Origin of the sequence: Arminella tubonensis (assembly GCF_003240585.1) — a bacterium.
Taxonomy (GTDB): Bacteria; Pseudomonadota; Alphaproteobacteria; order Rhizobiales; family Rhizobiaceae; genus Rhizobium; species Rhizobium tubonense.
In genome coordinates this window covers 341,958-362,976 of the sequence record NZ_PCDP01000001.1, presented here as the reverse complement: position 1 = coordinate 362,976, position 21,019 = coordinate 341,958, and the positions used below count along the sequence as shown (strand labels likewise).

At 60.5% G+C, this 21,019-nt stretch carries 25 protein-coding genes and 1 pseudogene; 11 read left to right on the top strand and 15 right to left on the bottom strand.

What is annotated here, in order from left to right:
* Positions 1-18: 18 nt before the first annotated feature.
* The 6 genes and pseudogenes from lepB to recO all read left to right on the top strand — a co-directional run bounded on the left by lepB (position 19) and on the right by recO (position 4,737).
* Positions 19-762 carry a signal peptidase I gene (lepB, locus tag CPY51_RS01890; protein WP_111158341.1) on the top strand — a complete coding sequence of 248 codons (744 nt, stop codon included), beginning with the start codon at positions 19-21 and terminating at the stop codon, positions 760-762.
* Positions 759-1,478 (top strand): ribonuclease III, encoded by a 720-nt coding sequence (rnc, locus tag CPY51_RS01885; protein WP_111158340.1) that lies wholly within the window; start codon positions 759-761, stop codon positions 1,476-1,478. Before lepB ends, rnc begins: the two co-directional genes overlap by 4 nt.
* 8 nt (positions 1,479-1,486) lie before the next feature.
* Complete coding sequence (gene era / locus CPY51_RS01880; protein ID WP_111158630.1) at positions 1,487-2,437, top strand: GTPase Era; 951 nt, start codon at positions 1,487-1,489, stop codon at positions 2,435-2,437.
* Positions 2,438-2,571: 134 nt separating this feature from the next.
* Positions 2,572-3,324, top strand: coding sequence for a Crp/Fnr family transcriptional regulator (locus CPY51_RS01875; protein WP_111158339.1), 753 nt, complete (start codon positions 2,572-2,574; stop codon positions 3,322-3,324).
* A gap of 130 nt (positions 3,325-3,454) precedes the next feature.
* Positions 3,455-3,927: pseudogene (locus CPY51_RS01870) on the top strand (response regulator).
* 36 nt (positions 3,928-3,963) lie between these two features.
* Positions 3,964-4,737: a DNA repair protein RecO gene (recO, locus tag CPY51_RS01865; protein WP_111158337.1), complete on the top strand. Its 774-nt coding sequence runs from the start codon at positions 3,964-3,966 to the stop codon at positions 4,735-4,737.
* Here recO and CPY51_RS01860 read toward each other — a convergent pair.
* The gene (locus CPY51_RS01860) at positions 4,734-5,588 is read right to left on the bottom strand and encodes an MOSC domain-containing protein (RefSeq protein ID WP_111158336.1); all 855 of its coding nucleotides are present in this window, start codon (positions 5,586-5,588) and stop codon (positions 4,734-4,736) included. The genes recO and CPY51_RS01860 overlap by 4 nt on opposite strands.
* Positions 5,589-5,596: 8 nt before the next feature.
* Complete coding sequence (locus CPY51_RS01855) at positions 5,597-6,250, bottom strand: HD domain-containing protein (protein ID WP_111158335.1); 654 nt, start codon at positions 6,248-6,250, stop codon at positions 5,597-5,599.
* Between the two features lie 278 nt (positions 6,251-6,528).
* Here CPY51_RS01855 and CPY51_RS01850 point away from each other — a divergent pair, with 278 nt between their 5' ends.
* A complete protein-coding gene (locus CPY51_RS01850) occupies positions 6,529-6,870 on the top strand; it encodes a hypothetical protein (protein WP_111158334.1) in 342 nt (113 codons plus the stop codon).
* 81 nt (positions 6,871-6,951) lie between these two features.
* On the opposite strand, the gene CPY51_RS01845 is transcribed toward CPY51_RS01850, so the two are convergent.
* From CPY51_RS01845 to CPY51_RS01810, 8 genes are all read right to left on the bottom strand, one after another.
* Complete coding sequence (locus CPY51_RS01845) at positions 6,952-7,758, bottom strand: mechanosensitive ion channel family protein (RefSeq protein WP_111158333.1); 807 nt, start codon at positions 7,756-7,758, stop codon at positions 6,952-6,954.
* 109 nt (positions 7,759-7,867) lie between these two features.
* Positions 7,868-8,395 carry a tyrosine phosphatase family protein gene (locus CPY51_RS01840; RefSeq protein ID WP_111158332.1) on the bottom strand — a complete coding sequence of 176 codons (528 nt, stop codon included), beginning with the start codon at positions 8,393-8,395 and terminating at the stop codon, positions 7,868-7,870.
* The gene (locus CPY51_RS01835; protein WP_111158331.1) at positions 8,392-9,015 is read right to left on the bottom strand and encodes an HD domain-containing protein; all 624 of its coding nucleotides are present in this window, start codon (positions 9,013-9,015) and stop codon (positions 8,392-8,394) included. The genes CPY51_RS01840 and CPY51_RS01835 overlap by 4 nt, the downstream gene beginning before the upstream one ends.
* On the bottom strand, positions 9,012-9,869 hold the full coding sequence (gene ygfZ / locus CPY51_RS01830) for a CAF17-like 4Fe-4S cluster assembly/insertion protein YgfZ (protein WP_111158330.1): 858 nt from the start codon (positions 9,867-9,869) through the stop codon (positions 9,012-9,014). The genes CPY51_RS01835 and ygfZ overlap by 4 nt, the downstream gene beginning before the upstream one ends.
* A gap of 99 nt (positions 9,870-9,968) precedes the next feature.
* Entirely contained in the window at positions 9,969-10,739 is a 771-nt protein-coding gene (locus CPY51_RS01825; RefSeq protein WP_111158329.1) for a hypothetical protein, read from the bottom strand.
* Between the two features lie 19 nt (positions 10,740-10,758).
* The gene (locus CPY51_RS01820) at positions 10,759-11,016 is read right to left on the bottom strand and encodes a hypothetical protein (RefSeq protein ID WP_111158629.1); all 258 of its coding nucleotides are present in this window, start codon (positions 11,014-11,016) and stop codon (positions 10,759-10,761) included.
* Between the two features lie 104 nt (positions 11,017-11,120).
* Positions 11,121-11,555 (bottom strand): TIGR02301 family protein, encoded by a 435-nt coding sequence (locus CPY51_RS01815; RefSeq protein WP_111158328.1) that lies wholly within the window; start codon positions 11,553-11,555, stop codon positions 11,121-11,123.
* Positions 11,556-11,614: 59 nt separating this feature from the next.
* Positions 11,615-12,031, bottom strand: coding sequence for an NUDIX hydrolase (locus CPY51_RS01810; RefSeq protein WP_111158327.1), 417 nt, complete (start codon positions 12,029-12,031; stop codon positions 11,615-11,617).
* Positions 12,032-12,198: 167 nt separating this feature from the next.
* Between CPY51_RS01810 and CPY51_RS01805 the strand changes: the two genes are divergently transcribed.
* From CPY51_RS01805 to CPY51_RS01795, 3 genes are read left to right on the top strand one after another with little or no spacing between them, the layout of a single operon-like run.
* Positions 12,199-12,519, top strand: coding sequence for a YnfA family protein (locus tag CPY51_RS01805; RefSeq protein ID WP_111158628.1), 321 nt, complete (start codon positions 12,199-12,201; stop codon positions 12,517-12,519).
* A gap of 43 nt (positions 12,520-12,562) precedes the next feature.
* Positions 12,563-13,327 carry an SOS response-associated peptidase gene (locus tag CPY51_RS01800; RefSeq protein WP_111158326.1) on the top strand — a complete coding sequence of 255 codons (765 nt, stop codon included), beginning with the start codon at positions 12,563-12,565 and terminating at the stop codon, positions 13,325-13,327.
* Positions 13,328-13,368: 41 nt separating this feature from the next.
* A complete protein-coding gene (locus tag CPY51_RS01795; RefSeq protein ID WP_195909398.1) occupies positions 13,369-13,986 on the top strand; it encodes a LysE/ArgO family amino acid transporter in 618 nt (205 codons plus the stop codon).
* Here the strand turns inward: CPY51_RS01795 and CPY51_RS32660 are convergent.
* From CPY51_RS32660 to CPY51_RS01775, 5 genes are all read right to left on the bottom strand, one after another.
* Entirely contained in the window at positions 13,983-14,126 is a 144-nt protein-coding gene (locus tag CPY51_RS32660; protein WP_195909389.1) for a hypothetical protein, read from the bottom strand. The two genes, CPY51_RS01795 and CPY51_RS32660, sit on opposite strands and share 4 nt — an antisense overlap.
* A gap of 164 nt (positions 14,127-14,290) precedes the next feature.
* Complete coding sequence (gene pssA, locus CPY51_RS01790) at positions 14,291-15,151, bottom strand: CDP-diacylglycerol--serine O-phosphatidyltransferase (protein WP_111158324.1); 861 nt, start codon at positions 15,149-15,151, stop codon at positions 14,291-14,293.
* 19 nt (positions 15,152-15,170) lie between these two features.
* The gene (locus tag CPY51_RS01785) at positions 15,171-15,869 is read right to left on the bottom strand and encodes a phosphatidylserine decarboxylase (protein WP_111158323.1); all 699 of its coding nucleotides are present in this window, start codon (positions 15,867-15,869) and stop codon (positions 15,171-15,173) included.
* Between the two features lie 123 nt (positions 15,870-15,992).
* The gene (locus tag CPY51_RS01780; protein ID WP_111158322.1) at positions 15,993-17,879 is read right to left on the bottom strand and encodes an ABCB family ABC transporter ATP-binding protein/permease; all 1,887 of its coding nucleotides are present in this window, start codon (positions 17,877-17,879) and stop codon (positions 15,993-15,995) included.
* A 354-nt stretch (positions 17,880-18,233) separates the two neighbouring features.
* Positions 18,234-20,240: a LysM peptidoglycan-binding domain-containing protein gene (locus CPY51_RS01775; protein WP_111158627.1), complete on the bottom strand. Its 2,007-nt coding sequence runs from the start codon at positions 20,238-20,240 to the stop codon at positions 18,234-18,236.
* A 154-nt stretch (positions 20,241-20,394) separates the two neighbouring features.
* Between CPY51_RS01775 and CPY51_RS01770 the strand changes: the two genes are divergently transcribed.
* Positions 20,395-21,018: an LOG family protein gene (locus CPY51_RS01770; protein ID WP_111158321.1), complete on the top strand. Its 624-nt coding sequence runs from the start codon at positions 20,395-20,397 to the stop codon at positions 21,016-21,018.
* Position 21,019 lies beyond the last annotated feature (1 nt).

Genomic DNA, 21,019 nt, shown 5'->3' with positions numbered 1-21,019 from the left:
AAAAAGGAATAAGACTGCGTGTCCGAGAAAGTCGAAAAACAGCAGAGCGCCCTCTGGGAAAATATCAAGGTCGTCATTCAGGCACTGCTCCTGGCCATGATCATCCGCACGGTATTGTTCCAGCCCTTCACCATCCCGTCAGGCTCGATGATGCCGACGCTTCTTGTCGGCGACTACATCTTCGTCAACAAGTTCGCCTACGGCTACTCGAAGTATTCGCTGCCGTTTTCGCCCGATATCTTCAGCGGCCGCATTTTCGCGAGCGAGCCCAAGCGCGGTGACGTCGTCGTCTTCCGCTTCCCGCCAAATCCTGACGTCGACTATATCAAGCGTCTGGTCGGTCTGCCGGGCGATCATATCCAGGTGAAAGAGGGCATCCTCTACATCAACGGCACCGCCGTTCCGCGTCAGCCGGACGGGTCGTTCACCTCGGACTACAAGCTCGATCCCGGCGAGGATGTTCCCGTCTACAAGGAAGTGCTCGACACCGGCAAGACCTACGACACGCTTGACCAGTCCCCGGTTTCGCGCGGCGACAACACCCGCGAATTCATCGTGCCCGAAGGCCATTATTTCATGATGGGCGACAATCGCGACAACTCGCTCGATAGCCGTTTCGATGTCGGCTATGTGCCCGCCGAGAACCTTGTCGGTCGCGCCAGCGTCATCTTCTTCTCGCTCGGCAACGACACTTCGTTCCGCGAAATCTGGAAATGGCCGACGAACATGCGTTGGGATCGCATTTTCAAGGTTGTCGAATGAATAAATCGCCTACGCTCTCATCGACGGATCGTGCCAAGCTTCAAGCAGTCATCGGCCACGAATTCGAAGAAAAAGAGCGCCTTGACTGGGCGCTGACGCATGCCAGTGCCCGGAGTCAAAAAGGCGGCAACTACGAGCGCCTGGAGTTTCTCGGCGACCGGGTCCTTGGCCTGTGCATCGCCGAGTTGCTGTTCCGGACGTTCGGCTCGGCGGCGGAAGGCGAGCTGTCCGTTCGCCTCAACCAGCTGGTCAGCGCTGAAACCTGCGCGCTGGTGGCCGATGAGATGCAACTGCATCTCTACATCCGTACCGGCGCCGACGTGAAGAAGCTCACCGGCAAGCGAATGCTGAATGTTCGTGCCGACGTCGTGGAAAGCCTGATCGCGGCGCTTTACCTCGATGGCGGGCTCGAAGTTGCCCGCAAGTTCATTCTGCGCTACTGGGAAGGCCGTGCCGTCCGACCTGATGGCGCGAGACGCGATGCGAAGACAGAATTGCAGGAATGGGCACACGCCAAGTTTGGTGTTACACCCATATATAAAGTTGAAGACCGCAGCGGACCGGACCACGATCCCCGCTTTACGGTGACGGTGGAAGTGGCCGGCACTGCGCCTGAAACCGGGATAGAGCGCTCCAAGCGCGCAGCCGAACAAGTGGCTGCGACGAAGGTCCTGGAGCGCGAAGGCATATGGCAGATTCCTTCTGCCGGGAAATGACGGAAAAAATGACTGACATTGAAGACACGGCCGCCGGCGACGGCGCCCCCGAAATCGATACTCGTCCGACCCATTCGGGCTTCGTTGCCCTGATCGGACCGACGAACGCCGGCAAGTCGACGCTCGTCAACCGCTTCGTCGGCGCCAAGGTGTCGATCGTCAGCCACAAGGTGCAGACCACGCGCGCCGTCGTGCGCGGTATCGCCATCCATGACAATGCGCAGATCGTCTTCATGGATACGCCTGGCATCTTCAAGCCACGGCGAAGGCTGGATCGCGCCATGGTGACCTCCGCCTGGGGCGGCGCCAAGGATGCCGACCTGATCATGCTCCTGATCGACAGCGAGCGCGGACTGCGCGGCGACGGAGACGCGATCCTCGAAGGTCTGAAGGAAGTTTTCCAGCCGAAGATCCTTGTCCTCAACAAGATCGATCAGGTGAAGCGCGAAGACCTGTTCGAACTCGCGCGCGTTGCCAACGAGAAGATCAATTTCACCAAGACGTTCATGATCTCGGCCGAAAACGGTTCTGGCTGCGACGACGTCATGGACTATCTGGCAAAAACCCTGCCGGAAGGTCCGTGGTATTATCCCGAAGACCAGATTTCCGACCTGCCGATACGCCAGCTTGCAGCCGAAATCACCCGCGAGAAGCTGTTTTTGCGCCTGCACCAGGAGCTTCCCTATTCCTCGCATGTCGAGACGGAAAAGTGGGAAGAGCGCAAGGACGGCTCGGTTCGGATAGAGCAGGTCATCTACGTCGAGCGCGACAGCCAGAAGAAGATCACCCTCGGCAAGGGCGGCGAAACCATCAAGGCGATTTCGACTGCCTCCCGCAAGGAGCTGTCGGAAATCCTCGACCAGCCGGTACATCTCTTCCTTTTCGTCAAGGTTCGCGAAAACTGGGGCGACGACCCCGCGCGCTTCCGCGAGATGGGTCTCGACTTCCCGAAGGGCTAACGCCGTGCATAGGCGCCGTCAGTCGTTTATGCATAAAAATCAAAAGTCTACGGAACAAGATCTGATTTTGCGAGTTTATGGCCGGACGGGCCAGGTGTGGGCCGCTGTCCCCGCCTCAAGCCGCAAGATCACGAATGGCCCCGACAAAAACGACCCACGAAGCAAAGACGCCCTGCAAGCAGTGTCCGTTGCGCGACCTGCATATTTTTCGCGAATTCACGGCGGACGAGCTAGACTTCGTCTCTCGCTTCAAGACCGGCGAACTCGTGGTCGATGCCGGTTCGACGATCCTCGTCGAGGGCTCGCATAGCGCCCATCTTTTCACCGTCCTTTCCGGCTGGGGTTTCCGCTACAAGACGCTGGAGGACGGGCGCCGACAGATACTGAACTATGTCATGCCCGGCGATCTTATCGGCCTCCAGGGCACGATCATGGGGGAAATGCAGCATTCCATCGAGGCGCTCTCGCCGGTTACCCTCTGCGTGTTCGAGCGCGACAAGCTAATGACGCTCTACAACACGCATGCTTCCCTCGCTTTCGACCTGACCTGGATTGCAGCGCGCGAGGAACGCATCCTCGACGAACATCTTTTGAGCATCGGTCGGCGGTCGGCACTTGAAAGAGCTGCCTATCTGCTTGCCTATCTTTATCAGCGTGCCGCCGCGCTCAAGCTTTTCAATGGTCGCAATTTCCTGCCGATCACGCAGCAGCATATTGCCGATACTCTCGGCCTCTCCATCGTGCACACCAATAAGACGTTGAAAAAGCTTGCTCTTCGAGGAATGATCCGTTGGCAGGAGCGCGGCTGCGATGTTCTTGACGGCAAGGCTCTGGCCGATCTCGCGGAGTGGGTGGGGCTCGGTGAGAACAAACGGCCATTCATCTAAAGTTGCATATGCCTTACATGTCTTTTTTAAATGCTTTAGAGCGGCGAACAGCATAGATTGTTGCAAGCGATATTTTTCGACCAGTTTGGAATTTCATTAACTGTTCCGGAAAAAGCGGCAAACAAAGCGGATCAGCGAATGCGATCCAGATAGGAACGGGCCATGCGGGGCGCCGGAGGAATAGATGCGGAAATTTCGACCAGGCTGCGCTTGCGGGGGCGCTCAGACGGGAATAGCAACGCTATGATCGCGCGGCGCGTACTCATTCTCGAAGACAGCCTTATCATCGCCATGGAAGCCGAAGAGATCCTCCACGAGATCGGTGTGGATACGGTCGAGATCGCTTCCAATCTGGAGCAGGCAATCGCCGCCATCAATGCGGACCGATATGATTTCGCGTTGCTGGACGTCAATCTGGGGGAGGCGATGAGTTTCGGCTTCGCGCGGTTGCTGATGGAGCGCGGCATTCCCTTCGGCTTCGTCAGCGGCTATTCGAATACTCAGGATTTTCCACCCGACATGCAGGATGTCCCGCTGTTGGTGAAGCCTTTCGACGAGATGGCCATGCAGCATTTTCTTGGAAAGTTGTTTGACGACAAGTAAAGTCGAATCGGAAAAGCGCGTGAGGACAGGCCGCTTATGCAGTGGCAGGACCAGGCCATCATCTTGGGAGTGAAACGTCACGGCGAGACAAGCGTCATCGTCGAAGTGATGACGCGTGAGCGTGGCCGGCATCTAGGCCTGGTGCGTGGCGGACGGTCGCGGACGATGCAGCCGGTCCTGCAGGCAGGCAACCAGATCGAGGCGACCTGGCGGGCGCGGCTTGATGAACATCTCGGCGAATTCCGCATCGAGCCGGTCCGCTTGAGAGCCGCGCGACTGATGGAGACGGCAACTGCGGTCTACGGCGTCCAGGCCATGGGCGCGTTGCTACGGCTGCTGCCCGAGCGCGACCCGCACCCGCATCTCTACGATGCGCTCGACGTCATCCTCGAAAATCTCCACGACCCTGCCGATGCCGGGGAGCTTTTCGTTCGCTTCGAGCTGGCGGTGCTGAACGATCTCGGCTTCGGCCTCGATCTTCTCGAATGCGCCGCGACTGGAGTACGCGAGGATCTCGCCTATGTCTCGCCTAAGTCTGGCCGTGCCGTCTGCCGCGCCGCCGGCGCGCCCTGGGCCGACAAGATGCTGGTGCTCCCGACGTTTCTTGCCGTGGGCAACGCCAAGGCGGCCGATTGCGACAGCCTCGCCGCCGCCTTCCGGCTGACCGGCTTCTTCCTGCACCGTCATGTCTACGAACCGCGCGGCATCGATGCCGGATCGACGCGCGACGGATTTGTGCAGGCGGCGCTGAAGGCGCTCAATGCGGCGTCGCTGTCGGATCGACCGACGCAGGAACCCAGATCCGCTTAGGCGCGCCGCGCCTTGAATGCCCACCCCTCAGACCGCTCCTCGATGACGGTTACCTCATCGCCAATCGCAACAGTGCCTTCGCCGCGCGGAACCGCGTTCCAGCCGAACAACGGACCGGGCACGCGCCGGTCTGCAGACATTCGGATACGGCCCATCGCCGGCATCGGGTTTGGCACCTCGCGCGATCCTGTCGCTTGGTCCTGCGTCGTCATGATGCACCGGGCGCAGGGCTTGACGAGATCGAGCCTTATGCCACCGATCTCTATTGCCGCCCAGCGATCCTCCGCCCATTCCTCCTCGCAATCGAGGACGATGTTCGGCCGAAAGCGTTCCATGCCGACCGATCCTTCGCCGTGCTTAGCAAGGTCGGCGTTCAAAGCCTTTAGCGAGCCCGATGTCGTCACCAGGATCTGGTAGCCGTCGGAAAATGTCACCGGCGTATCGCCGCTTGCCCATTCCGGGTTTGCGATGCGCTTGGCAAGACCATCGAAGAAAACCAGCTTCACCTCGCGCCCGAGCCAGTCCGAAAGCTGGCTGTTGGCTTCATCGTCGGCGACCGCGGCGCTGATGACGGATTTCCATATATCCACCTCCATCCGCCGCTCCGGCTGCGGCGGCGGCACAAGGATGTCGGATTTTCCCTGCATTTTCAGGCGTATCGAGGTGGTGCCGGGTTCAACATCTATTCGGGCCAGGTCCTGGAGCTCGCGCTGGGTGATTCCATGCCCTTGTGGATCGGTGATCATCATACGGCGATCGCCGATAAGGCCGAACACGTCGACGGTGGTCGAGGGAATGGCGATCCCGCGGGCACTCTTGAGCGGATAGATGAAAAGATCGCTGATGCGCATGGCGTCTCTCAGATTTCGTCGATGAACATTGCGAGAAATGACTTCAGCCGCTGATGACGTTCGCTGGCGAGCGCCCGTCCTGCCGATGTCTGAAACCCGTCCGCCAGTTTGAACAGCTTCGTCTCGAAATGGTCAATGGCGAAGCGCTTGTCGTCGAGCGGTCGGTAGGTGGCCAGCGGGTCGAGGGGATCGTAGAGGCCGGAGCCAAGGCGGCCGGCGATGTAGAAGCAACGTGCCGCGCCGACCATGCCGATGGCATCAAGGCGGTCGGCATCCTGCAGGATCTTCGCCTCCAGCGTTTCCGGCAGGAGATTGGCCGAGAAGCTATGCGTGGTTATCGCGTGCGCGACGGCGGCGATGTCGCGCTCCGCCCAGCCGAGATTCTTCAATATATCGGAAGCCTTGGCGGCGGCCAGCGCAGAGGCCTGGGCACGTATCGGCGAATTCTTCTCGACCGCGACGCAGTCGTGCAGCAACACCGCAGCCGCCAGCGTCAGGGCGTTGCCGCCTTCTTCCGCCTGGATGCGCATGGCATTCTTGAAGACACGCAGGATATGGGCAACGTCATGTGAGCCATCGTCGCCATCCGCTATATGGGGCAGGAGCTGTGCAGCCAACGATTCAAAGGGAGCGAAGGCGCCCGCCGCCGAGTTTAGGTTCACTTGTCATCCTCGCGCCACATACTCTCTTGTTTCCTACCTCGCGTGGACCCTTCGCACAATCGACAGTGGTAGCAAAATGCCGCAGAATCCGCGGTCGAGGTTGGCCACGTGCTATTCCCGCTACAACGGATTCACGAATTTGCAACTATAGTTAACGGGTATTAACAATTTCTTTGACGCGACTCACAAACCGGGCTATCAGCGCCTATAGATCAACCCGAATGTATTGCGTACAAACGAGGTCGCATGAGGCGACCCTCTTCCGATAGGAGGTTTGTATGTCCCATGTTTCTTCCCTAGCAAATAGTTCGTATCCCTATCGTGGAACGCTTTCGCGTCTCGACGAGAACGGTGATGGCTTGCTCAGCCGCCAAGAGCTCGCAGCAGGTCAGCGTCCCGGCCTTCTCGAGACGGACGCCAACGATGAGAATGACGGCACGCTGGACGGTCCGCTCAGCAGCCTTATGGCGAAGCTGATGCAACTGCCCAGCTCGATCAAGCCTGATCAGGCCAAGATTTCACTGATGCAGCCGAGTGCAAGCACCGATGCCGACCTGCAGACCGCGATCGACGCGTATCGCGGGACCTATGGTCAGTATGAAATGGATAATGTCGCCTGAGCGACACCGTGTTTTGAAATTCGCCTCGATACGGCCCGGCTAGCGTCGGGCTGTTTTCGTTCTGGTTGATTTTGAAGGCGATCAGGTGATCGCGATGCCTTTTTCATCGAAGGTCTGCTTTGTCCGCCGAAGCATGTCGCGACTGGTTGTCGCCCATTGCGCCGTCTTGGCCCAATATTGCAGCGTGATGCTGATCGTGCCGCCGAGGCTGTTGACGAACACCTGTGGCTCCGGTCGCTTTTCTACGCGCGGTTCAGCCTTGGCAACGTCAAGAAGCGTGTTCAGCGCCAATTCCAGGTCCTGCGTCGAGGCAACACCGAATGTCACGTCGAATTTCCGAAGCGGCTCCCGGCTGTAATTGGTGATCGGCGTGTTCCAAAGCGTCGAATTCGGCGCCAGCCGGTACAGGCCGTCGCCCGTCTTCATCTCCGTCGCGAAAAGGCCGATCTCGGTAACCGTTCCCGTTATGCTTCCGGTTTCGATATATTCGCCGACGCGGAAGGGACGCAGGACGAGCAGCATGATACCTGCCGCGATGTTCTGCAGTGTGCCCTGAAGTGCCAGACCGACAGCCAGGCCGGCAGCGCCGAGGGTTGCGATGATCGATGCGGTCTGCACCCCGAATTGTCCGAGAACCGTAACGAACACCAGGATCAGCAGGGCATATCGCAGGACGTTGGTGAAGAACCGCGCCAGCGTCTCGTCTATGCCTTTGACGCGGGAGATGCCTTCAAAGGCCCAGCGACTGACAAGCCCGGCCAGTGTCCATCCGAGTATCAGAAGGATGAGCGCTCCGAGAATGGAGAAGGAATATTGTACCGCCAGGGCGCTTGCCTGGCTGAGAGCGGTTCTTGTGGCGACGATTACGCTTGTTGCTTGTTGTTCCATGGGTCTGTCTTACGGTCCCTCTTCGTCGTGAACGGCTAGATGGGGCATATCCCCTGAGCGTCAACCGCTCAAACGTATTTCGAAATCGGCCGGCGATTCGGCCAAGCGTCTACGACGCTCCGTCTCCGAAGGTCAGCACGAAAGGCATATTGCCGTCGGCATCTGCACCACGGCCGATTGAGCGGATGGCGTCGACCAGCCGACCGCGGCGCTGCAGCATTTCGTCTCCGATCTGGATCAGTCGTGCATTCGGGGTGGCGTAAGGGGAGGCGGATCGCAGGCGCCGGACGAGCGTCATATCGTCCTCTTCGGGGTGAACGGCCAGGGCGGCGATCAACGCCGCTGCCGGGGAGCGCGAAACTCCCATCCAGCAATGGATCAACAGCGGCGCGCTACGATCCCAATCCTTGGCGAAATCGATGATTGCCTGCACATGTGCTTCCTGTGGGGCGACCAGCCCGCCCGTGCTGGCAAAGCTGATGTCGTTCATGCCGAGCAGCAGGTGCCGCTCGGCCGAGATCACGGCCGGGCGGTGAAATGCCTGCTCCTTGGCAATCAGGCTGATCATCTCGCGCGATCGATGCCGTACTGCCATTTCGGCGATACGCGCCAGGGGAGAGACGATGATCGCGGTCACAGCCTCTCGACCCCGCTTTCAATCCGGCGATCCCGTTCGATTGCTTCGAAGCGCTCGAGGAAAAGACGCTGCGCCTCGACGGCCGGCAATGGCTCGATCAGCAGCGTCTCCCTGGTAATGCCTCGAGGCTGTCCAAAGAACTTCTGCGCCTCGGTCGGCGTGAAGCCGGCAAGCAATGTCGCCTCGAAATAAGCGGCGATCGTATCGGCCTTCTTGATCTGATCCTTCAGTGTGCGGGCCGGGTGGGCCGGCAGGCTGAAGCGAAGGTGGATGGCCTCCTCCAGCCGCTTCTCGACCGTCTTGTAGCCGCCGCCTACCACAGATTTAAAAGGCGAAATCATGTCGCCGATGACATATTCGGGTGCGTCATGCAGCAATGCCACCAGCAACTCGTCCGTCGTCGCAGGCACTATGCGCCGGAAAATATCCTCGACGACGAGACTGTGCTGGGCAACGGAAAAAGCGTGGTTGCCTGATGTCTGGCCGTTCCAGCGGGCAACACGGGCAAGGCCGTGGGCAATGTCGGCGATTTCCACATCCAGCGGCGAAGGATCGAGCAAATCCAGTCGACGACCGGAAAGCATGCGCTGCCAGGCACGCGGTGCGGTCGCCGATATCACGCGGATGCCTCGTCTACGCCTGAGGAGGCAGAGAGCGGGGTCGGGAAGGAGAGGCCGGACCAGGCCGGAAGCGACAGCGACACCGCAATTTCGCCTGCAAGGATCGGCGTGGCGGCGGCAATGGCCTCGCCGGCCCTGTCGATTCGCACGATGGCGAGGCCGTGATTGCCGGAAACGGAGCCGAGCGTCCCCATCGGCTTGCCGCCCGAGGTGATCTCGGTTCCGGTTGCGGGGAGGGCACCATCGCCGATGACAGTGACCACCCGACGGCGCGCCGTGCCGCGATGCTGCATGCGGGACACGACCTCCTGGCCAACATAGCAGCCCTTGCGGAAGGACAGCCCGCCATTGAAATCCAACAGGATATCGTGCGGGAATGCATCCTGCAGCGCGAAATCTTTGCCAGAAATGGCTATTCCATGGGCGATACGAAGATCGTCATAAAGAGCCGCGTCGTCGCCGCCGTGGTTGCCCGGCGTGCGGACCAGAGCTATCCCCGCCTTCTCGAATCGTGCGTCCTTACGGCCTTCAACTGCGCCGGCGTCCCACGAAACCGTGACGCCGTCGGGCTCGTCTGCCTTCAGATCGACGGCTGCCCGCAGCCGGTACATGGTGAGGCGTTTCAACAAGCCGTCGCGCTGTTCGGCGTCGGTTTCCAGGACGAGGTCCGTGCCGTCGCGCCAGACCATGAAATCGAACAATATCTTGCCCTGCGGCGTCAGCAACGCGCCGGGACGCGCCTCTTCCGCGGCCAGTGCGGCAAGGTCCGTGGTAATCAGGTTTTGCAGGAAAGGCTCGGCCTCGGTGCCGGCAACACTGATCAGGGAGCGATCTTCAAGAAATACGGCTGGCATGGGAATCCCGTCACGTTGGCCTATCGCACAGAGGTAAGCTTTGCGACCGTGAACCGCAAGGTTCAACGCTTAACGGCGCCGACACGGAGGCGGCGTCGATCACTCGCCGGCGGAGAAGAATTTCCACTTGCCATCGGGCGTGATGCCGACCCGGTAGAAATTGTAGCCGCCGAACTCCAGCATGTCGGAATAGTCGCCCGCGGTCACGATTCGCATCAGGTCGACCTTCTCGGGCGCCGTCAGCGTCTTGATGTCCTTCTGCGCAAAATACGGCCAGACATACATCTCGTCGGGGGTCCCGGCGCCGACATGGGCAAAACCGGTCGACATGATGTCGAGAAGGATGGAGAGAACCTCGATGCCGTCGGCGTCACCGGAAAGATCATGCAGCGACTTGATCGGATCCTCGCCAGGATCGTCCGCGGTGATCTGCGTCTGGTTGAGCCCGCCGCCGACGTTCATCAACGGGCGAAGGCGTTCAAGATCGCCGGATGCCGCAGCTTCGACGATCATCTCGCGCAACTTGCGCACCGGCTCCGGAGCCTTGTTGATGTCGTAGAGGACCTCGACGGACTTCGAATCAGCCGCTGAATTGCCGGATCCCGTACCGCTGCCGGTACCTTGACCTGCTTTGTCGTTCACCAGCGGGTCAGGCATCGGGATTGTCTTGGAGGGTGCTTCGAGCGCCTGCTGCACCGGCTTTTCCTTCGCGGCAGGAGCGTGCTGTGTCACTGCCGGCTGCAGAACTGGGCCGCCTGACAATGAGAATGCGAAAGCAGGTAGAGGCAGGAGAAGTCCGCCGACGAGCATCGTTGCGGTAAGGAGCGAGGCAGCGGGATGTCGCCGGTCATTGCCCAGGGCGGTGCACATCAAAGGTCTCTTGCGGTTATTATTGCAGGGCTCGGTTCGGCGAGAATTCACCTGCCAGCATGCGGTCGCGCAATGATTCGAGCAAGGCTTCCGCGCCGTGCTCTCCAATGATGCGAATGGTTTCCCGGATCGCATGGGCGATGGCGGCGTCTGCGATGATCTCCGGTTCGATCCCGTCGGCCATCCCATCTGCCCAGGCTTCGTTCTGGTACTCCAGGGCGGCCTGCATCTTTTCGTGGACGATCATGTCGTCAATGTCGTTGAGGCTTGTTTGCATTGTTTCTTTCCTCGAAACGTCCATGTCCTTACCGCTCTGTTAACAAGTTTAACAGCCTTTTCCTAAAACGACACGGCTCGCCGTCGAAAGAGGTTAATAAACAGTCAATTTCCAAAGCGGGCGGCTATTTCTGTAGCGAGTGTTGCACCTTCGTTACGGTAGCGCTCTTCTGCCACGATCGCCTGAGATGTGCAATCGGTGTAGACGGATGCAAATGATCTGTAGCCGCGGTTGAAGGCGGCGGTCAGCTTTTCGCGACGCTTCGGCTCGTCCTTCGTCTCGGCATCGAGCAGCTGTTGCATACCGATACGCCAGTCGTCTTCCTTGCTCGCATTGCATAGATTGCGCAGATATTGCACGGAGCCGAGGATGACCGAAAGCCGCGTCAGATCTTCGTCATAGGGCGCCGGCCGTTCGCTCTCTTCGGCCCCGGGCACCTTTTCCTGCGTCGCCGTATTCGCGGCGGGCTGGGCGAAAGCCGGAAGCGCGGAAGAAGCGCAGGCAAAGACCAGAACGGCAGCGGAACGGCGAAGAATCATGTCACTAGTTGATACCCACAGGATGACCGGAGCAAGGCCGACATAATGTTTTCACCCGTTTATTCGCTTTTTCTAAGGCGTTCGATGCAGTCGAGCACGCTCGGGGGAACAGGCAATTCGCGGATTTCCGCGGGCGTGTACCAGCCGATATCGGCGGCGTCGTCGGCCGCGATCGCAACCGCGTCATCGTCGGCCTCGACGGTAAAGACTGAGAGGAAGAAGTGGCTGACGAGCGTCCCGTCATCGGCGCGGGTAGGCAGGTCGTAGGTGGCAAAGAGCTCTGCGTTGCGCGCGACTATCCCGGTCTCCTCGGCAAATTCGCGGAGAGCCGTTTCATCAGGTGTTTCGCCTTCTTCGGCGCGCCCACCCGGAAAAGCGTACATGTCAGCCGACGGCGGATTGCGTCGCAGAACCAACAGAAACCGGCCGTCGCGTTCTAGAATGGCTGAGGAGGCAAGGCGGGGAAGGGTCGTCATGGCAGCGATTCGACCTCATTTGAAGTCCGATCATAATTGCATGACTGGTTAAACGCTTCCATGGCTCGACGCAGCTTTCATAAGGCGACCCGATCGAAAATATTGGATCGAAAGGGAACATGCGACTCGTGTCATATCCGCTGAACACGTGATACCGAGCCACGATGATGACCTACGGACTATATGCACTCGCGGCGCTGGCGGAAATTGCCGGCTGCTTTTCGTTCTGGGCATGGATGCGCCTGGCAAGGCCCGTCTGGTGGCTGGCGCCCGGCATGGTGTCGCTGGCGCTTTTTGCCTGGCTCCTGACGCTGGTGCCGAGTGAGGCGGCGGGCCGTACGTTCGCGGCCTATGGCGGCATCTATATCGCCGCCTCGGTTGTCTGGCTGTGGCTGGTGGAGGGGCGGACGCCGGATCGCTGGGATATCTCGGGCGCTGCCGTCTGCCTGGTCGGCGCCGGCATCATCCTTTTCGGACCGCGTGCCTGAGCCGATCCTTGACCGCGCCATTGGCTGATGCGAGACAAGCCGCATGTGCGGACGATTTGCATTGACGGTCAGCCCGGAGGAGGTGCGGGAACTGCTCGGGCTGCTGGAGCTCGAGGATTTCCCCGCGCGCTACAATATTGCCCCGACGCAGCCGATCCTCGTGGTCATTGCCGGAGAGGGACAGGACAGAGGCAGCAATCTTCCCGATCGCCGCGCCTTGCTGGTCCGCTGGGGGCTAACGCCTTCATGGGTCAAGGATCCGAAGGAATTCCCGCTGTTGATCAATGCGCGTGCCGAGACGGCGATCGGTAAGGCCTCTTTTCGCGCGGCCATGCGCCATCGGCGGGTGCTCGTGCCGGCATCCGGCTTCTACGAATGGCATCGTCCTGCCAAGGAAACCGGCGAGAAGCCGCAGGCCTACTGGGTCCGCCCGCGCGGCGGCGGTATCATCGCCTTCGCAGGGCTGATGGAGACCTGGTCGTCATCAGACGGCTCGGAGGTCGATACCGGCGCGATCATGACGACCAAGGCCAACCGCTCCATGTCGTCAATCCACGAGCGGATGCCGGTCGTCATCAAGCCGGAGGATTTTTCGCGCTGGCTCGATTGCAAGACGCAGGAACCGCGTGAGGTCGCCGATCTCCTGGTGCCGGCGGAAGAGGATTTCTTTGAAATGATCGCGGTGTCGGATCGCGTCAACAAGGTTGCCAACATGGGTCCAGACCTTCAAGAGCCCGTGGTCGTGGAGCGCCCGCCAAAGCCGCCGAGGAAACCGGACCCCGACGACGGCCAGTTGAGCTTTCTCTGACCACCGACCTTTTCCTCGCTATCTCGGATATCCCCATGCCAATCTTTTCTGCCGCCGTCTCCGGCTTCTTCCTCGGCGCCTCGCTGATCATCGCCATCGGCGCCCAGAACGCCTTCATCCTGCGTCAAGGCCTGCTGCGCTCGCATGTTTTCATCGTGTGCCTGATTTGCGCGCTCTCCGACGCGGTGTTGATCGCCGCCGGCGTCGCCGGTCTCGGCACCATCGTCTCGCAATCGCCAAGGCTGATTGCCGTCGTTACGATAGGCGGTGCTGTTTTCCTAGGAAGCTATGCGTTCCTGGCGTTTCGCCGCGCGATGCAGCCGCATGCGCTGCAGGCAGATGCCAAGAGCGGCATGACGTTGAAGGCGGCGGTGGCCACCTGCCTCGCCTTCACGTTTCTCAATCCACATGTCTATCTGGATACGGTGTTGCTGCTCGGCAGTCTGTCGGCGGCCTATCAGGGAATGGCGCGGCTGGCCTATGGGGCAGGGGCTGCCCTGGCGTCGTTCATATGGTTCTTCGGGCTCGGATATGGCGCGCGGCTGCTTCAGCCTGTATTTGCCAGACCCGCTGCATGGCGGGTGCTGGATGTCATCATCGGGATCGTCATGAGCCTGCTGGCGCTCAGCCTGCTCGCCCGATTCTTCAGCGGCAGCTAAGCCAGCTTCTTGGTAAGCGGCGGCTTGCTCTTCAGCATCAGATAGGCTGCCGTGACGGCTTTCAAGCCGAGTGGGCGATACAGTGCCGTGAGGTCCGTGCTCGCCGCCTGCTGTTCGGCGTTGTCCTTTTGTGAAGTCATGGTGTTCTCCTTCCCGGGGTGTTGTTATGATTCGCTTTTTTGATGCCAATCACGACAAATCCAAGGCGTTTTCCAATCAGCTTTTATGAACGCCCAGCATATTTCGCGAGCCTGACGCAAAGCTGGTCATTCTATAAATGTCTAATATATGTATGTATTTTTCGTTAAATATGCCGGCCGATATCGTCGTTGGCATCGTCGACGTCGGGGTCGGCTGGTCCGTTGATTGTGTAAGTGCCGTATTTCCGCTGCCAGGAGCGCGCACCGAGAGGCAGCGAAAGCAGGTATGCCGCGACCGTCACCACCATCACTTCCCAGGTATAGCTCATCAAAAGCGCCACATAGACGACGATGCCGAGCATGATCGGAAGCACCAGGTCCCGACGAATGCGGCTGCCCTCGGTCTTGCCCGACCAGACCGGCAGGCGGCTGACGAGAAGAAAGCCGATGAGGACGGTATAAGCGGAACTCCAATAGGCAAAAGCCGGGCCGGGGGTCACGCCGAGGAAGCCGATATAGACCGGCAGCAACACCAGCATCGCGCCCGCGGGCGCGGGTACGCCGACGAAATATTCCGATTGCCAGGAGGCCTTGTTCTCCCGCTCGGCCATGACATTGAAGCGGGCAAGCCTCAGGCCCGCGGCAATGGTGTAGATCAGCGCGGCGATCCAGCCGAGCGAACGCGCCTGATCGAGCACGAAGACGTATATGACGAGGGCAGGGGCAACGCCGAAATTGACGATATCGGCGAGCGAATCCATCTGGGCGCCGAATTTGGAGGTCGCCTTCATCAGCCGCGCTACGCGGCCGTCGACCCCATCTAGAAAGGCCGCAAGCAGCACCATGGCCACGGCCAGCTCGTAACGGCTTTCGAAAGCCAGCCGTATGCCGGTCAGCCCCGCGCAGATGGCAAGGACCGTGATGAGGTTCGGGACCATCAACCGGAGCGGAATTTCACGCAGACGAGGGCCACGCGCCTCGTCGTTCGGACCATTCGGCTCGAAGGGAGGAAAAGGCGTCTTCATGTCGCGCTCCCTGTCCTGATCAACCGCGTCGGCTTGTGGTCGGACCCTTGGAGGAGCCGAATTCCGCAATGACGGTCTCGCCGGCGATCGCGGTCTGCCCAAGCGTCACCCTCGGCTCTGCGCCGGCAGGAAGAAAGACGTCCAGCCGCGAGCCGAAGCGGATAAGGCCGATACGCTCACCAGCCTCGAGCGGCTCGTTCGGCTGCACGAAGCACAGAATGCGGCGGGCGACGAAGCCGGCGATCTGCACGACGCCGATCTTGCCGTGAACCGTCTCGACAACCAGGCCGTTGCGCTCGTTCTCCTCGCTCGCCTTGTCGAGCTCGGCGTTGAGGAAATTACCCTTGCGATAGGCGATATCGACGATGCGGCCGCGCATCGGCGAACGGTTCACATGGCAATTGAAGACGTTCATGAAGATCGAGACGCGCAGCATCGGCTCAAAACCGAGATTGAGTTCGGCCGGCGGTGTTACCATCTGCACGCTCGATACCTTGCCGTCCGCCGGCGAGATCACGAGATCGTCGTCCTGCGGCGTCATCCGTTCCGGGTCCCGGAAGAAATAGGCGCACCAGAGCGTCAGGATCAGGCCGATCCAGAACAGCGGCTTGAATATCCATCCGAGCACCAGCGACGCGACGAAGAAGCCAGCGACGAAGAGATAACCCTCCTTGTGCACCGGTACGATCGTGTTCCTGATGGTGTTGTACAAGCTCATGGATGGCCTACTCGCGTTGTTGCTCGTCCACGCTGACTACAGGCAAATGTCGCGGGGAGCAATGCCGCGACCCACTCTGCCCCCAACCGATCGCGAGTGGGAAGCCGGCCGCAGGCCGTAAGGTCAGGTTGCTGGAGCAAGCCGCGTCACCACCCCGAGGTCGTCGCTCTCGCGGACCTGCTTCAGATGCTCCTCGGCCTGCGTTGCCTCGCGCTGGCGATTCCACATCGATGCGTAGAGGCCGTTGCGCTCGAGGAGTGCTGCATGGGTGCCACGCTCGGCGATTTCGCCGCTCTTCAGCACGATGATTTCGTCGGCGCCGATGACCGTCGATAGCCGGTGGGCGATGACCAGCGTCGTGCGGTTTTTCGAGACGACGTCGAGGGCGGCCTGGATATCGCGCTCTGTCGTCGTGTCGAGCGCCGACGTTGCTTCGTCGAGTATGAGAACCGGGGGAGACTTGAGGACCGTCCGGGCGATGGCGACGCGTTGTTTCTCGCCGCCGGAAAGCTTGAGCCCGCGCTCGCCGACCTTGGTGTCGAAACCTTCGGGCAGCATTTCGATGAAATGCCCGATCTGGGCGATCTCGGCGGCAGCCATGACGGCGGCATCGTCCGCACCCGGCCTGCCGTAGCGGATGTTGTAGGCGATGGTGTCATTGAAGAGCACGGTGTCCTGCGGCACCATGCCAATCGCCGAGCGCAGGCTCTTCTGCGTGACGGAGCGCACATCCTGGCCGTCGATGGTGATCGATCCGCTCTGCACGTCGTAAAACCGGTAGAGCAGTCTGGACATCGTCGACTTGCCGGCGCCGGACGGCCCGACGACCGCAACGGTTTTTCCGGCGGGCACCTCGAAGGAAATGCCCTTCAGGATCGGACGGGCGGGATCATAGGCGAAATGCACATCCTTGAAGGCGATCGCCCCTTGGCTGATAGCCAGCGCCTGCGCCCCCGGCGCGTCGACCACTTCGGGCTCCACTTCGAGAAGCCCGAACATTTCCTCGATGTCAGTCAGTCCTTGGCGGATTTCGCGGTAGACGAAGCCGATGAAATTGAGCGGCACGGAGAGCTGCAGCAGCATCGAATTGATGAAGACGAAGTCGCCGACTGTCTGCTTGCCCGCAAGCACCGCGTAGGCCGAGAACACCAGCATGACAGTCGTGCCGAGACCGAAGATGACGCCCTGGCCGAAGTTCAGCCAGCCGAGCGACGTCCAGACGTCGGTGGCGGCCTTTTCGTATCGGGCCATCGAACTGTCGAAGCGCTTGGCCTCCATTTCCTCGTTGCCGAAATATTTGACCGTCTCGAAATTCAACAGCGAATCGATCGCCTTGGTATTGGCGTCGGTGTCGCTCTCGTTCATCGACCTGCGGATCGAGATGCGCCAGTCGCTGGCCCGGACGGTGAACCAGATATAGAGCCAGACGGTGACCGCGGTGATCGCAAGATAGGAGAAGCCGTAGCCACGCCAGAAGATCAGCGCTGTCAGCAGGAATTCGACGAAGGTCGGGATCGTGTTGAGGATCGTGAAGCGGACGATCGTCTCGATACCTTTCGTGCCGCGCTCGATGATGCGCGACAGCCCGCCGGTCTTGCGCTCCAGATGAAAGCGAAGCGACAGCTGATGCATGTGGACGAAGGTACGGAAAGCCAGCTGCCGCACGGCATGCTGCCCGACGCTCGCAAACAGCGCGTCGCGGAGCTGGTTGAAGCCGAGCTGGATAAGGCGCGTGATATTGGTTGCGATGACCAGCGCGATTGCGCCCAGCATGAATGTCGGCAGGATGCCGGCCATGTCCACCTTGCCGTTGAGGGCATCGATCGACCATTTGAAGAAGTACGGAACCAAGAGCAGGACGAATTTCGAGATCAGCAGGTAGACCGAGGCCCAGACCACCCGCATCTTCAAATCGAAGCGCCCGGCTGGCCACATGTAGGGCCAGAGGTTGATGATCGTTTGCAACGGGTTGCTGCTGTCCGCCGATATGGTTTTCTTGCGGTCTGCCATGCTCTTCTCCAGCAGAAAATCTTGAACGACGGTCGTTCGTCGAACACCCGTCAGCCGGTCCGAATGGGCCCACTTGTCGCGCGATAACGCGGCACGCATATACTATTTTTATGTGTCGGGAAAAGTTTAATGGTCAAACAAATTAAATGGGAAGGCCACCGGCACGGCACCGAACGCCGTCCCCTTGAGAAGGAGGGCGGGCAGGCCCGTCGGCATGCTCAGGATGTGGGGGTAGGGTGATCACTCGTGACATCCAGTGATCAGCGCTATCCGCAGCTACGCAGCGGCTTCCCCATGTGGAGAATTGAAGTGAGGCCTGGTCAGCAGGTCATGCCGACGTCAACTCCGATCGCCTTACTGCGTGTGCTGCTGCCAAGGGCGCTTGCGATGCAGCTCTTCGGCGTTCGGCAGCGCATCCTTAGGCAGGCCGAAGACCTGGCCGGGCAGGATGTGATCAGGGTTGTTGATCTTGTCTTCGTTGGCCAGGTAGATCGTCGTGTAGCGAACGCCGAGGCCGTAGGTGCGGCGGGAGATCTGCCAGAGCGTGTCGCCGTGACGGATGATGACTGCATTCGAATTGGCCGCGAGCGGCGCCTGCTGGAAGGTCTTCGGCTCGCCGCTGTTCGGTGTCGCATCGGCGGACGCCTGGACCGGTACGGCAGCGACCGGCTTGATGATCGAAGCCAGCATCAGCTCGATGCGATCGATGGCATCCCCGACCGACTTAGCGTCCTTCGGCAGCGCCTGCAGGAATGCAAGGGCCTTGGCAGCGCTCGCCGACGCTGTCGTGGCCGATTGCTTCAATGTCGCGTTGGCGTCGATTGCCGGGCGGAATTCGGAAAGTGACTTCAGCGCGATCTCGGTGCCCGAGCGGGCGGCGGCGAGCTGTTCGTCGCCCGGAACCTTGCCGCCCGTAAAGAGGCCCTTCAGCAAGCTGAACGCCTTGGCAATGTCGTCGCGAAGCTTGCCGAGCTGGCCCTCGTCGAGCGGCACCATCGCGGCAGCGCTGCTTGCGGCAGGGGCTGCTGCTTGCGTCTGCGCCGCGACCGTCACCTGGTTGCCGGCCGGGCGGTTGAAGTTGACGGCGGTGCGCAGCACGGCCTTGCCGGAAGCATCAAGTACGTCGACCCGGATATTGTGATCGCCGACCGACAACGGCATCGTGCCGTCAATGACAAAATGTCCGTCACCTGCAGCGACGATCTCGCCGATCAGCTTATCGTCGGCATAGGCACGAACCTTGGCTCTCGGCCGCGTGGTGCCGGCGACGAAGATGTGATCGTTCTCGATTTCGACGGCGTTGACCATGATTTCAGGGTGATCGTCAGTCGCGACAGCCGCCGCCGGGTTGGTCGTCGGGGAGGCCACCGCCAACGTCGTGTCCTGCGCGCCCGCAGTGCCATCCGTCGAAGCGGGGGCGGCTTCACCCGTGGCAGAGGCCACGCGTGGCTGCTTGGCGGTCGGCGCAGTGATGATGCGGCTTGCCTTGCCGGGCTTGGAGACCATGGCCAGAAGCTGGGTCGAATCGTCCTTCGGCACGGAGACGGTCGCGACTTCCTCCGACACAACAGACTTACCGTCCTTGCCGGTCGCCTTCAGGACGAGTTCATGGTCGCCGGGCGGCAGCGGATTGTCGAGCACGGCGGCAAAATCGCCGCTCGGGCCGACCTCGGTCGTGGTGACGACCTTGTCGCCGTCGAGGATTTCCAGTTTGGCGCCGGGCTGGGCGGAGCCGGCAATGACGGTCGAACCGTCGGGCTCGACGCGCAAGACATCGAACGCAGGTGTCACCGGTCCAGCAACGGTTTCCGCACCGGGCTGTCCGATCAGCGCCGCCTCGGCCTTCTGGATTGCTCCCAACCCATCGGTGATGTTTTCCGGCAGCGCCTGGATGATGCTGAGGGCCTTGCCGGCACCGTCATGCGCCCTGTCGACCATGGCAGTGGTAGCCGGATCGGCACCCTGCGGCAGGGCAAAATCGACAATCGCCTGGAGTGCTGAGATCACCTTTGTCTTGGCTGAGCCGAAAACATCTGCCGTCGGCCCCTTGCCGTCGGCAAAGAGCGCCTTAAGTTCGGTGAGCGATGCAGTGGCCGCGCCTGTCAGGCTTCCGAGCTTCTGTGCCGTCTCGGTGTTGGCAGCCGCACTGTTTTGCGTTGCCTCGCCGGTCTTCGGCAAGACGTCGGGTGCCTTCTGGGTGCTGTCGGCAAGTGTGTTTTTGACCGCGGAGCTGGCTTGATTGACGGCGTCGCCGATCGGCTTCTTGTCGTTGCCTATGCGCGGCAGTACAAAGAAGACCATCAGCAGGGTCGCAGCTACAAGCACCAACAGTGCCAGCAAGCCGGCGCGGTTTTTCATCATCATTCGTCTCCAGGCGGCGTAGTCGTCGCCGCTCTTGAAATTGCTAACGATTTCCGCTGCTTTTACAAGCATCCTCAGCTATTTCCGGCCATTCCAACACAATTTTTCCTTTAAAATTCTTGACGGAGCATCTGCAGCATAGTTGTTTGCATTCATGACTGACGATTCTGTGCCAATACGATCCATCTGCGTCTATTGCGGTTCCCGCCCTGGACGTGACCCGTCCTACATTGCTGCAGGCCGAGAACTCGGCAAGGCTATCGCCGATAGCGGATTGCGCCTGGTCTACGGCGGCGGCACGAAGGGCATCATGGGCGCTGTAGCGAGCGGCGTGCTGTCGAATGGCGGTCAAGTGACCGGCATCATCCCGGAATTCCTGGTCGACATGGAGGCAACCCGTCATTCGCTCGCCCAGTTGGACGAGTTGATCATAACCCCTGACATGCACAGGCGCAAACATCTGATGTACGAGCGCGCCGACGCATTCGTAGCGCTGCCGGGCGGCATCGGCACTCTCGAGGAGATTGTCGAGATCATGACCTGGGCGCAGCTCGGGCAGCATGAGAAACCGATGATCTTCGCCAACATCAACGGCTTCTGGGATCCGATGATGCAGCTGATCCGTCATATGACGGAGGAGGGATTCGTCCACACCGCCCATCGCGTGCAGCCAAAGGTCATCGATAAGGTTGCCGACATTGTCCCGGCCATCCTGAAAGAGGCCGCCGAGATCCACGGAAACCGCGCCGGAGAAGACGCCGTCATCGCCAAGCTCTGAC